The sequence below is a fragment of the Streptomyces sp. NPDC107517 genome (genome assembly GCF_055582645.1).
Genome location: NZ_JBVJPM010000050.1, coordinates 15392 through 27570 on the forward strand (window position 1 = coordinate 15392; position 12179 = coordinate 27570).

11 protein-coding genes are annotated in these 12179 nt (G+C 69.2%); 4 read left to right on the plus strand and 7 right to left on the minus strand.

Features of this window, described 5'->3' with window-relative positions; genetic code table 11:
* Positions 1 to 3: 3 nt before the first annotated feature.
* From ACZ67T_RS43530 to ACZ67T_RS43550, 5 genes are all read right to left on the minus strand, one after another.
* Positions 4 to 1248: a lanthionine synthetase C family protein gene (locus ACZ67T_RS43530; RefSeq protein WP_469992275.1), complete on the minus strand. Its 1245-nt coding sequence runs from the start codon at positions 1246 to 1248 to the stop codon at positions 4 to 6.
* On the minus strand, positions 1245 to 4160 hold the full coding sequence (locus tag ACZ67T_RS43535) for a lantibiotic dehydratase (RefSeq protein WP_469992276.1): 2916 nt from the start codon (positions 4158 to 4160) through the stop codon (positions 1245 to 1247). The genes ACZ67T_RS43530 and ACZ67T_RS43535 overlap by 4 nt, the downstream gene beginning before the upstream one ends.
* A gap of 79 nt (positions 4161 to 4239) precedes the next feature.
* Positions 4240 to 4422, minus strand: a complete 183-nt coding sequence (locus tag ACZ67T_RS43540; protein WP_469992278.1) for an FxLD family lanthipeptide — start codon at positions 4420 to 4422, stop codon at positions 4240 to 4242.
* Positions 4423 to 4487: 65 nt separating this feature from the next.
* A complete protein-coding gene (fxlM, locus tag ACZ67T_RS43545; protein ID WP_469992279.1) occupies positions 4488 to 5684 on the minus strand; it encodes a methyltransferase, FxLD system in 1197 nt (398 codons plus the stop codon).
* 161 nt (positions 5685 to 5845) lie between these two features.
* Positions 5846 to 6190 (minus strand): ATP-binding protein, encoded by a 345-nt coding sequence (locus ACZ67T_RS43550; protein ID WP_469992281.1) that lies wholly within the window; start codon positions 6188 to 6190, stop codon positions 5846 to 5848.
* A gap of 695 nt (positions 6191 to 6885) precedes the next feature.
* Here ACZ67T_RS43550 and ACZ67T_RS43555 point away from each other — a divergent pair.
* Positions 6886 to 7878: a hypothetical protein gene (locus ACZ67T_RS43555; RefSeq protein ID WP_469992282.1), complete on the plus strand. Its 993-nt coding sequence runs from the start codon at positions 6886 to 6888 to the stop codon at positions 7876 to 7878.
* Positions 7875 to 8414, plus strand: coding sequence for a GNAT family N-acetyltransferase (locus ACZ67T_RS43560; RefSeq protein WP_469992284.1), 540 nt, complete (start codon positions 7875 to 7877; stop codon positions 8412 to 8414). Before ACZ67T_RS43555 ends, ACZ67T_RS43560 begins: the two co-directional genes overlap by 4 nt.
* Positions 8415 to 8451: 37 nt before the next feature.
* On the opposite strand, the gene ACZ67T_RS43565 is transcribed toward ACZ67T_RS43560, so the two are convergent.
* Together ACZ67T_RS43565 and ACZ67T_RS43570 are read right to left on the minus strand one after the other, a co-directional pair.
* Complete coding sequence (locus ACZ67T_RS43565) at positions 8452 to 8724, minus strand: type II toxin-antitoxin system RelE family toxin (RefSeq protein WP_469992286.1); 273 nt, start codon at positions 8722 to 8724, stop codon at positions 8452 to 8454.
* Positions 8721 to 8912 carry a type II toxin-antitoxin system prevent-host-death family antitoxin gene (locus ACZ67T_RS43570; protein WP_469992288.1) on the minus strand — a complete coding sequence of 64 codons (192 nt, stop codon included), beginning with the start codon at positions 8910 to 8912 and terminating at the stop codon, positions 8721 to 8723. Before ACZ67T_RS43570 ends, ACZ67T_RS43565 begins: the two co-directional genes overlap by 4 nt.
* Positions 8913 to 9331: 419 nt before the next feature.
* Between ACZ67T_RS43570 and ACZ67T_RS43575 the strand changes: the two genes are divergently transcribed.
* Positions 9332 to 11599 (plus strand): type IV secretory system conjugative DNA transfer family protein, encoded by a 2268-nt coding sequence (locus ACZ67T_RS43575; RefSeq protein ID WP_469992290.1) that lies wholly within the window; start codon positions 9332 to 9334, stop codon positions 11597 to 11599.
* Between the two features lie 172 nt (positions 11600 to 11771).
* Positions 11772 to 12179, plus strand: a 408-nt coding sequence (locus tag ACZ67T_RS43580) for a DUF2637 domain-containing protein (RefSeq protein ID WP_469992292.1), incomplete at its 3' end; no start/stop codon positions are given.

Here is a 12179-nt window from a genome sequence, read left to right on the forward strand (position 1 = left end):
CCGTTATGCCATGGCGAGGAAGGTGTCCCAGTGCGGCACAGGGGTTCGGCCCGTGCCGAAGGTGTGCAGGGCGAGCGCTGCTCCGGCGGCGCCGTCGAGGAGCTCCGGGTCGTGGCCTCCCGTGTTGAGTGCGGTGATCAGGCGGTCGGCCACGGGCGGGAGCGCTGCGCCGATCTCGGCGTTGCCCGTCTCTTGGGCCATCCGCCATGCGCTGTTGAGCAGGCCGGCCATGCCGTGGCACAGGCCGATGTCGGGGAGCTGGTCCAGGTGCTGGGGGTTGCGCAGCGTGGCCAGGATTGCGTTCTCTGCCGCCGTCACGCGGGCTGCGTCGTTGAGTGCGAGGCCCGCCAGCTGTTGGGTGCGGGCGGTGCCGGTGACGCCGTAGCACCACGAGGGGCGGGGTCTCAGGGCCGGGTGGATCTGTCGGTCGCCGGTCTGTTGCACGGTGATCTGGCCCGGCCACCATGGGGCGGTGTCGTCGCCTTGGCGCCAGTCGTCCATCCAGGCGCAGATTCTCAGCACGGCGCCGGTCATGCCGGGCACCGTCAGCCCGTGCAGGAGGGCTTGCGACAGCACGGACAGGGTGGAGCCGATGCCGTGGGCCAGGCCGAAGTTGCCGTGTCCGCCCGGGTAGTCGGCGTGGAGGGCGCCGGTTGGGGCGACGTCCATCCACCACGGCGGCAGGCCTGCGGTGTCGGTTCGGGGTTCGGTGAACTGGACCAGGTAGGTCAGCACGTCCCGGGTGATCTTGTGGTGGGGGTGGCGGCTGAGGTGGTAGGCGGCGAGCCCGGTCAGTCCTTGGACGAGGTCGAACTCCTCCATGGGTGGGCGCACGCCTCGGGCCATGCGGTCGTAGGCCGCGGCCAGCCGGTTGCGGGTGACGGTGATCGTGGCCGTATCAAGGCGTTCGAGCAGGCGCAGGTAGCGGCTTGATGCGCTTGCTGCGCTGTACGTGACGAACGCGAGGGCCGGGGCCCCGAAGTAGAGGTTCGCGTTGGCCGCTGCGCTGATGTCGCCCTTCACTGCGGCGGCGAGCCATGTGTGCGCGGTGGCCCAGTCGCCGCGGTCGGTTCGGGCGCGCTCGATGTGCAGGAGAGCGATCCCGGATTCTCCTCCGGCGAGCGACTGGGGCCAGGCGCGGCCTCCGTCGGGCCGCCCGCCGGGCCATGCGGTGCGCGGGTCGGCCAGAGTGCGGGCCGTCTGGTCGGCGGTCGACAGGGCGGAGGCGGTGAGGGTGGTCGTGGTCACGGGGTCCTCTTCCGTGCTCGGGCCGTCCAGCTCAGTGCGGCGGCTCTGGCCAGGTGTAGGTGCTCGCGTTCCTCGGACTGGCCAGGTCCGTGGATGCGGACGTGGTGCAGATGTAGCAGGGACGGCAGCACGTCGTCTTGCGGGCGCGGCGTGCCCGCGCTCAGCAGGGCGCGGCGGTAGACGTCCAGCGCCGTGCGGCGTGCCGTCCAGGCGGAGGTGACAGCCGCGTCCAGGTCCGGGGCGTCGGTGTTCACGAGGTCGACAGCCTGGCGGTAGACGTCGCGGGGTGGCGCGGTCTCGGTAGTGCGGGTGTGCTCGATCAGCCAGTGCATTGCCGCGGTGTCGCTGCGCAGGAGGCCCGCGACGATGTCCACCATGCTCGCGGCGGTCACTGCGCGGGCGTCCGGCGCGTCCTTGTCGGCCTGCACGGCGAGTTGGGCCAGGGCGGCGGTGCTGTCGGCGGCGAAATAGGCCTCTGCCGCCTCCATGGCGGCCCGCCCGCCGAACCGGCCGCTGTAGCGGCCGATCTCAGGATAGTCGGTGGCCACGCTGGCGTGGCTGATCAGCCGGTGGTGGCGGAGCTGCCGCGTCCAGGCGCCGACCTTCTCGAGGACGGGACCCAGGGTGCCGGGCCGGCAGGTCAGGCGGAGACGGATCTGGTCGTCGGGGTCCTGGTAGCGCATGAACCAGGACTGCAGCACGCCCAGTTCGTCGAGGAGAGGCGGCAGATGCCACAGGAGGATCGCACCCTGCCGGTCGCGATGCCCGTGCAGCTTCAGGAAGATGCGGTCGTCGTAGCCGGGCAGGCGGCCGTGTTCACGGCCCGCGACGGGACCGAAAGTCCGCACCGGGTCTACGTCCTGGTCGGCAACCAGCGGGACGACGATCTCGTGCGCGCGGCCTCCCGCCCACCCCAGGTCGCCGCGCTGGGGTGCGGAGCGCAGGTTCACGGTGCCGTGACGGTCCACGTGGCTGCGCAGCAGGGCCCGGTGGGAGGGCTCGGACAAGTCCAGCGCCAGGGCCTGGTCCGCGTCGCTCAGGTACACCCGCTGCGGCAGATGCATGTCCTCGCACCACTGGGTCAGGGCCGCGTTCCACTGCGACCAGGGGGTGAGCGGTGCGGGCAGATCGGCGTGGGTCAAAAGCCAGCGGGCCGGGGACAGGATGGTGCGCTTGTAGCGCAGCGCGGGCAGGAACGGCAGGCTCGATGCGGCGCTGCCCCATATGAAGCCGGTGCAGGGGGTGGCGAGGGCGACGGGCGCCTCGGCGAGGAACCGGGCCAGCGGGTGGGTGTGCTGGGTCAGGTCCACGGCGTTCATCAGCACGGTGTGCAGCGGGCGGCGGCGGGAGAGCGAGAGCAGGTGCAGCCGCTCGGCGTCCGCGGTCACCGCAAGATCGTTGAGGGGCACGGTGTTCGTGCCCGGGGACTGATAGTCGCCCAGCGAGATGACCAGGTCGGTCGTCTGGGGTGCGCGGGCGACGTTCTCGGCACGGGCGGTCAGCGGGGAGGAACTGATCTGTGCGACGAGCGCGCCCCGGTGCACGCCCGGCACGGTGGCGTACATGCCGATCATGCGGCGCTGATCCGTGTCGTCGAGCAGGCTCAGGAAACGGCCGGCCGTCGTCCCGGCGGCGCGTGACACCCCGACAACATGCAGCGTGAACTCGCCGCGCTCGAGCGCGGTCAGACTCACGGCGTGAAGCCGGGCGGTCACCTCCGTACTCGGCTGCACCGGACAATCGGCGTCGACGGCGGCCAGGTCCTCGAGCATGGCGTCGTCGAGGTTCACCTCAAGTTGGCGATGCATGCCGGCGGCGTGAGCGAGCTTGATGAGTCGACTGTCTCGCTCGGGCAGCGGCACCGTGGTCAGCGCGCGGGATCTGCGGTAACCGGCCGGGTATCCAAGCGTGTCGATAGCGTCCGTGACACGGACAATGGCACACGGTCCGTAGCGCTCGAGGAACCGGCCGTGCCAGTCACGCCATCCGGCCAACTCGCCGCGCGGTGCAAGGCGGGCCAGGCAGGTGGCTGCGGCGGCTGCTTCACGAGCCACCGCCTCGGGGATGGTCAGGTCCCAGTCCACTCGCAGGTCGCTGCGTGTCTTGGCGGGTTCGCGCACAGCGGCTACCTCGTCGGGCGCCAGGCGGTGCGCATGCCGGTTCAGGGCGGCAAACGGATCGGGGCAGATCATCGACGGGCGGAGGCTGGTGAGCAGGAAGGAGTTCCTGACCAGGCCTTCCAGGAGCTTGTCGACCGTGGCGGTCGCCGTGCTCGGGTAGCGGGCATACAGGTGCCCGGCGAGGTCGTTCCACCCGATCGGGGTCCGCGCTATGTCCAGCGCTTTGCGGACGGGGCCGCTCGCACGAATCTGCACGTGGCCGACGTCGTTGTCGCCCCGGCGGCGGTGCTCGAGCACCACACGGTCGTCGCGTTCGGTGGCGAGGGTCGAAGCCTGCACCATCAGGCGGGAGCGCAGCCGTTCGTCCAACTCGAGCCGGCCGATAAGCGTGTGGGCCCACGTGGCGTCGGGCCGGGTGGTGACCTTGTGAGCGGCACCCACCCGTAGGGCGGGCGCGCGGCCGATCCGAGCGGCAGCAACTCCGGCGAACAGGCCGAAGGGGGTGGCGCGCGTGCGGGCCCGTAACAGGTAGCGCAGCACAGCCAGCACGGTGCGCCGTGCGTCGGCCTCGGACACGGGCCGGCCGGAACGGATCTGTTCCACGCGGTCGGCGAGGTCTGCGCTGGCGTCGGTGACCGCGGCCGCGAAGTCGTCCGCCTGCCATACCTGTTGCAGCCAGGTCCGCCACGCCTCAACGGACGCCGACGGGCCACTCAGCACGGGCCAGAGCATCGGCTGGTCGGAATCGGTGGCGGCCGCCCGAACCAGGGCCGCGTCAACGTACCGGTACAACGCTCCTCCTTTGCCTAGTGGTGCCCAGCCACCTGCGGGGACGGGATGGCCGGGCACCACGGTCAGATGCGGTGTGCTGCTACGGGCAGGAGACGCACGCGGTCGCGCACGTCGAGTTGCAGTTGTCGCCCGTCAACCGGATGAGTTGGTCCGCGGCGACGCCGCCTTCGACGATGTGCAGATCCAGGTCGAATTCCTCGTCGGCGTGGGGTGCAGCGGCCTGAGGTGCGGACACGGCAGGGGTGTCCAGTTGCACAGTCATGCGTGAGCCTCCTGTTGATGACGGATGGTGCAGGTCCCGGGTCTCCGGATGAGGCCCGGAGCTTTTTAGGCCCAGGTCACCGTGACGATGCCGTGACGGCGCAGCACGGCGGCCCCGGGCAGAGGGGTGGGGGCGGGACCCGGCAGGTATCGGAACGTCGCCGCGCCCCGGCGGCGGTAGTCCCGGGCCCAGCGCTGCAGCAGGTCCACGTACTGCTCGGCGAGCTCCTCGGCCTGCGGGCCGTGGGCAATCACGCCGCTCTCGAAGCCGCCGGTGCTCTGGTTCTCGCGGCGGGTGCGATACGCGATGCTGTCCTTGCTGACGAGCGCGGGCACCCCCAGCAACGCCGATGCCTCGACAACCTCATGGCCGACAACGTCCTCCGACGCGTGCAGCCGGGCCCGGTTCGGCAGGTTGATCGTGAGGTACAGCTCGAGCTCGTCGGGCAGGTCGTAGGCCTCACCCGACCAACGAACGAGCCGGGGGAAGTCCAGGGCGTCATTCAGCGCCTCGGCGTTCAAGGACGTGCGAGGGTCATCGCTCTGCACAGCGACGCCGTCCCGCAGCATCACGCTGCGCTCCCGGGCGACGCCTTCGCCCTGCATGGGCACGAACCGCGACAGGCAGTAGGTGGAGCTGACCAGCCCGTCGCCGTCACGGTCGAGGGCAATCGAGCGGGTTGTGCCGCACACGGTCAGAGGGACGACGAGGCGTCCCTTCTCGGTCAGCCCGCTGATCCACGCCGGGGGAATGTCCCACGCGGCCACGGTGACGATGATCCGGTCGTACGGGACGCCGTCGGGGACTCCGCCCTCGGCATCGGCGATGACGGTCCTCACCTGCCCGTACCCGGCATCGTCCAGGCATGTGCGGGCTTGCTTGATCACGTCGGCGTCGATGTCGACGGTGGTGACCTGCCCTCGCCCGCCCACCAACTCCTGGATGAGCGCGGCGTTGTAGCCGTTGGAGCCGATCTCGAGGACGTTCATCCCGGCTTCGACGCCGGCCTGTTCCAGCATCACGGCCTGCAGGTGCGCGGCTGACATCACGCTGATGTCCAGGCCGTGCTCGTCCTTCTTCACCGGCACGGTGCCGTGAATGGCGTAGGCGAGTTCCAGGTCGGCACCAGGCGCGAACCGATGCCGGGGCACAGCGGCGAACGCCGCGGCGACGGTCTCGGACGTGATGGCGTCTTTACGGAGCTCGCGGACCATGGCCGTACGCAGCATGTCAGCCCAGGGCGCGTCATCGATAGCAGTCATCCATCTACCTCACTGGTGGTGGTGCTTGCGCCTGCGGGGTCGGGCAGACGCCGGCGAAAGGCTGGGGTTGTGCTCCCACTGCCGGGCCGGATCCCGCCCGGCAGCGGGAGGTGGGGGTCTGTGCTCGTCGCCCGCGACGAGCACGGGGCACGGGGCACGGTTCAGGCTGCGAGGAGAGCGCGGACCGTCTTCCCCATGTCGTCACCGTGCAGGTACCAGTCGACACGTTCGGCAAGCTGGTCCAGGAGAGGCAGGCCGCGACCCCGCTCGGGGTTGGGTATCCGCGGAATGAATCCGGGCAGCGGGTCGGAGACCTCGATCAGGAGCACCCCGTCACTCAAGACGGCCAGACGCACGCGCAGTTCAGGCCCGGCGGTGTTCGCGTGCCGGTAGGCGTTGGTGACGAGCTCGCTGAGGGCGAGGGTCGCGTCGTCGACGTCCCCGTCCCAGCCCAGCGCGGGGATCAGCATCCGGGCGTCCGTGCGGGCACGGCGTGGCGCGTGCACGGTCATCGGATAGGTGCGGCTGCTCTCACCGCATACGGCAGGGCTCGGCTGTTCGGCGGCCGGTGGTGGGGTGCAGGGCAGCGGTATCGCTCTTGCAGGGGCGTGCTCTGCGTAGGGGGCCTCGACCAGGGCGCATTGCCGAATGCGCTGTTGAGGCGTGTGCCGCTGCGGATGCATGTGGGCTACTCCTGCTCGTCCGGTTTGCTGCGCGGGGTGCGGCAGTGATGCCACGTCAGGGCGCGCCTGGTTCGTCGTGGTTATGTCGCGCGGTCCGGGGGCCGTACGTCGAGCTAACTGCCACACGACCGCAAGCGGTTAGGGCTTTGAGGCCTGCTTCAGGGCGCTTCCCCTAGGGGGTTTTGACCATCTATTTACCTGACAGTAAGTACTCAGGGGGCTACCGTTCCGCCATGGACACCACGCGCAACGAGCTTCTTGAGGCGTGGATGCTCGAACACAAGCACAGCTCCAACAGCCTTGCTCAGGCGGCGAATTTAGCCGTGGAACGCCTCACCGGGAGGACCGGCCACTACGACGGCCGACAGGTCCGAGAGTGGCGCGCCGGACGGGTCCGGTGGCCCCACGAGGTAACGCGGCGTGCGTTACAGGACGTCACTGGGCTGCCAGCGGTCGCTTTAGGGTTCGTGCCACGGGGCCAGTCTTCGGCCACGACCACCCCACCGGAGGAGGACCCCATGCACCGCCGCACGCTCGTCGCCGCATCCCTCAGCGCAGCCGTAGCAGCCGCCACTCCCGGCATCGCGTCAGGACGTCAAATCGGTATGACCGACGTCGAGCGCCTGCAGCGCAAGTTCGCCGCGGTCGTCGCCAGCGACCACCGTCACGGCGGACAGGTCGACATCGAACAGCGGGCGGTCCGACTCGCCGACGAGGCTCTGAATCTGCAGAGCTCTGGCAGCGCCACCCAGCGGGTGCGCGGCAACCTGTACGCCACCGCCGCAAGTTTCCGCTCCTCCGCCATGTGGGCCGCCATCGACGGCCGCCGGTACAACGACGCCATCGGGCACATGCGGGAGGCCCAGACCCTCGCCGAACTGTCCGGCGACCAGGCCATCAAGTTCCGCATCTGGTCCCACGCAGGCAGCCTCTACCGGCACTTGGGCCGTCCCGCAGATGCTCGCGCTGCCAACGACGTCGCCCGCAACCTGCACATCACACGACGCGACCCCATGTTTGCCTCTCTCGGGATGGCTCGACAGATGGCCATCCAGGGGACCGCTCACGACCGTAGAGGTCTGGGCCGCACCTTCGACCAGGCCAAGGAGGCCATGGGCCGCGCAGACCAGGACACCTACCGGCCCGTGTGGCTGCTCGCGTTCTACGACGAGGCGGAACTGCACTCGCTCGCCCTCACCGCCCACCTTGCGGTCGGCAACTGGTCCACTGCGGAGTACCACGCCCACCAGTGCCTAGCCGCTCTCCGGCCACATATGCTTCGCTCCCGCTCCATTGCCACCAGCCGACTCGCCCAGGCCCAACTCGCCCAAGGCGACGACGAGACGGCCACCTACACAGCGATGAAGGTTCCGGTCGAGGCCGCTACCCAACACGCACGGGTTTCCCGCATGCTGCAGGAGTTTGGAGCAGCGCTGCGGGCAACCGCGCCGCGCGGTGCCAGCGCACGTACATGGATCGAGCACACTGCCGCTTGGAGGGCCACAGCATGACCTCGGCACCCGCCATCGAACTACGCACGTTCACCGACCTCGACGCCGCCCGTGGCGACTTGCTCAACGTCTACGCCGAAGTACGTGCCCCGCTGCTACACCTGCCGAACTACGCCGTCGGCGCGTTCGGCGAACGGCTCGACCGACATGGCACTGAGCCAGGCTTCATCGTGGTCATGGCCTATGCAGGCGACCATCCGGTGGGCTACGCCTACGGCAATCAGATCGAGGACGGTGACCGGTACTGGCAGCGCACCAGTCCGTCACCGAGCGCCACCTACACGGCGCACCCGGCGATGGCGTTGAAAGAGATCGGCGTGAGCCCCGAATGGCGCGGTACCGGGACCTCACGTCGTATCCACGATGCTCTTCTCGCCGACCGAGACGAGCCATACGTGACGCTCATGGTCAACGAGGCTGCCGGCGAAGGGAAAGTACACGCCCTGTACCGGCGGTGGGGCTATGAAGACATCGGGCACAGTCAGCCGTCACCAGCGTCGCCCCGCCTCACCGTGATGATCCGTCGCACCCACTGACCCCAGATGCACGATGTGGCGTTGTGCGGCAACGGCCTCACCCCGGTTCGCACAACGCCATCGCTAGGCCGTGAAATCCGACGTGCTCCATGTGGGTGCGGTTCGCATCGTCGATTCGGTAGAGGAGGCGCCAGCGGCCGCCGCGCAGACGGCGGTGACTGGTTCCCCATGGAGTGCTGCCCGCCGGTTTCGGATTCTCGGTGAGCATGTCGCTTGCCACGAACACCTCATCGAGCGTGTCGGGGTGTTCCTCTAGGAAACGCACTGTGGCGTTGACTGCGGACGGCTCCCAGGTGACGGTCCAGCTCACCGGGCGGCACCGCGCTCAGCGGCCTGCCGGAACAGAGCGCGGGCGTCGGTGTCAGCGACAGGTGCAAACTGCGCTCCGAGCGCACGGTCGCGTTCGAGGCGGGCCACTGCCAGGGCGTCCTCCATGTCCTCGAGTTCGGCGGGAGAAATGAGGACGGCGGTGGGCTGGCCGCGGTCGGTGAGGACCACGCGCTCGTACTGGGCGGCACGGCGGGCTAGCTCTCCAGTGGGATGTGGTCTGCACCGCCGGCCGCGCCCGGATCATGCACAGGCACCTTGCATCGGTGGCGCGAGCCCGGCACCGCCGAACGTCTTCACACCACGCTCGTCGCGGACCGACCGGCAGCGCTGGCCGTGCTCCTGGTCGACCCCGGCCAACCCGCGCACTGCGCTTCGAGTTCGGGGCTCGGTTTCCGTCCCTGAACGACGAACCGCCGAACGCATCGGCTGGCGTTCGCAGGGCACGCCTCGGCCTGTTTACCACCAGGATCGTCATTCCACCGGTACCTCGGTGAGGGCTGCACGGTAAGTGGCGCGGTAAGGGCCGACGGCCATCATCCGCCTCGGTGGCTGCTGTCTGGCGGTTCCCTCCACCGGTCTGAGGAGACATGACCTTGGTTCAGTATTTGATGGGAGGCGGCTTGCGATGGGCCGCGTCGCCTCCGGCAGCCGATGATGGGCAGAGCGGGTGGATCGCCACCCACCTGGTTTCCCTGCTGCCCGACACCATGGACGAACTGCAGATCTGGGTGGTCTGCGTCGCGGTTGCAGCCGGGGTTCTGGGCGGGCTTGGATCACGCCGGCTGATGGTGCAGGCGAAGAAGCAGCGGCCAGGGTTCGACGGCACAGTCGACGCGCTCACCGAGGGGTTGGCCGTCGTGATCAGCGGGCTGTGGCGATTTGTCGCCGGACAGCCGCTGTGGGGCGAGCCCCGGAGCGATGCGACCTTCTTGCACCGGGGCGTCCTCCTGGACCGAAGACCCCTCAGTGCAGCGGGCACCTTGGCAAAGGGAGCCGACGCCACAGGCGGGGAAACGTCCGCCGTCGACCAGCCCGAAGCAGGCGCGAAAGCCCCAGGCGGGGCCGCTCGAGTGGACGTTTGGCATCAATGGCCGGGGGCGGCGCGCTCCGTCGTGCGTCTGGGCGCAGCGGCCGCAGGAATCGGCCTGTGGCGTGCACCGATGGGAACGCTCGTCGCGCTCGCAGTTGCGGTGCCCCTGTCTCTCGTGTGGATGAAGGCGATGGGCAACGGGGGCGTGGACCGGACCGATTCGCAGACCTACGGGCCCGGGCTGTGGGCCGCGCTGATCCAGGTGCTGCGTCTGTCTGGCGAGGATCAGGAGCGTGGCGATCGCTACTGGATGGTCCTCTCCGATGACCTGCACCGTGACGGCGCGCGCATCGTGATCCGGTTGCCTCTGCAGTGGCTCGGGCACGAGAAGGAACGCGCGGCACTTGCTCTCGCCGTCGCGACCCGCGTTCCCGGTGAATGGCAGGGCGCCTACTCTCAGCGCGGTAGGCGCCACTATGCCGAGTTCACGCCGAAGCCGGCGCCGAAGCCGCGGCCGCAGCTGGCGCCCTCGGTTCCCTGGAGGTCGACCGGCAATCCGTTCAAGGTGTTCGTCGGCCAGGCCATCGAGGGCGACCGCGTCGTCGACGTGGTGGTCTCCACCGAATCGGACACCCCGCACTGGGGCGTCGCCGGGGACACCGGATCCGGCAAGTCCACGGTCTTGTACATCCCGGTGGTGCACGGGCGTCTGAACGGCTGGGTCGTGGACATCCTCGACAACAAGGAAAACTCGATGATCGAGGCCGAGGGCCACAGTGGCGTGCGGGTCCACAAGACGACCCGCGCTTGCATGGGCGCCCTCGCCGAGTTCATGACGTCGATGATCGCGGCCGAGAAAGCCAACGGCCTCAACGGCGACCCGCACCTGCGGCAGATGCTGGTGCCCCGGCTCCTGGTCATCGACGAGCTGCCGACCCTGATCCGGTTCGCCTACACGTGGTGGAAGTTCGGGATCCGGCAGAAGGGCGCACCGCCGTTCATCGACTGGTTCACCATCATCTTGATGATGGGCCGCTCCTCGGGGCACCGCGTCGTCGTCGGCGCGCAGCAGTTCGACAACGCGCTGTTCGGCGGCACGATCGGCCGGAAGCAGATCGGCACGAAGATCACCATTGGTAAGCAGGACATGGTGAGTTGGGGTGTTGCCTTCGGGCAGAACGCTCCGCGCTTCGGATACGACACGGACACCAAGGGCCGCGGAGCGTACGCCGACAAGAAGACCGACCCAGATGGCGGTGACTTCGCCTGGGTGCGGGAGTTCCAGGCCGCCTACATCACCCCGCACGTCAAGGAACTGCTGGCCGAGGCTCCCCAGGCGCCGGGCTGGTTCGACCGTGGAGAGTTGGCCCCGTGGATCACCCCCGAGGCGCTCATGCAGGCCCAGGAGGAAGCGGCCGCTGACAACTTCCTGCCCGGTGGGGAATTCGCACCGCTGTCCCGGCCGGTTGTCCCGGTGTGCCGAAACAGGGGGCAACAGGGGGGTCCTGCCTGGTCAGGCACCGGGACTGCCCTTCTCGGGACAGTGAGCGGGACAGCGGCCGGGACAGGCGAGCAGGCTGTGGCGCTGGCGAGCGAGCGGGCCGAGGACGAGGCACTGCCCGAGACATACAGCATCGCCGAGGCGTGCAAGCGGGGCATCCTGCCGTGGTCCTACGACACGGCGCGCAAGTACCTCCTACAGCGCTCCAAGGCCAAGGGTGTCCCCGTTCCGGACGGCGTCACGGACGGAAAAGTCACCTACTACACCGAGCCGGAACTCCAGTCGTGGCTCAAGGCCTGGAGCGCGGCCGGGGCCGCCGCCTAGCGCACCAGTGTGATCCCAGCCGTTGCCGACCGGGACCACCCGGGCGAAACAGCACGCTCGGCACGGCTCGGACACCGCTCTGACGACAAATCAGAGCAGCGAACGACTGCGCGAGGCGCGTGCATGACAGGGTGAAGATTGCTAACTGTTGATGACGAAGGGGCGGCAGTACGTGACTGCGGCGAAGGAACCGAGGGAACCAACCAAGCTGACCCGGACCCATCGCATCCTGATCGGGGTGGTCGTCGCCGGTGCGGTGGTCATCGCCGGCATCGGCTTTGCGGGCTCGTATGCGGCCGTCCGCGAGCTCGCCTTCAAGAAAGGCTTCGGGGCGTTCAGTTACGCACTGCCGGTCGGGATCGACGCGGGTATCTGCGTACTCCTCGCCCTGGACCTGCTGCTGACCTGGATCCGGATACCGTTCCCCCTGCTGCGCCAGACGGCATGGCTGCTGACCGCCGCGACGATCGCGTTCAACGGCGCGACCGCGTGGCCGGACCCGCTCGGCGTCGGCATGCACGCCGTCATCCCGATCCTGTTCGTCGTCTCGGTCGAGGCGGCGCGGCACGCGGTGGGCCGG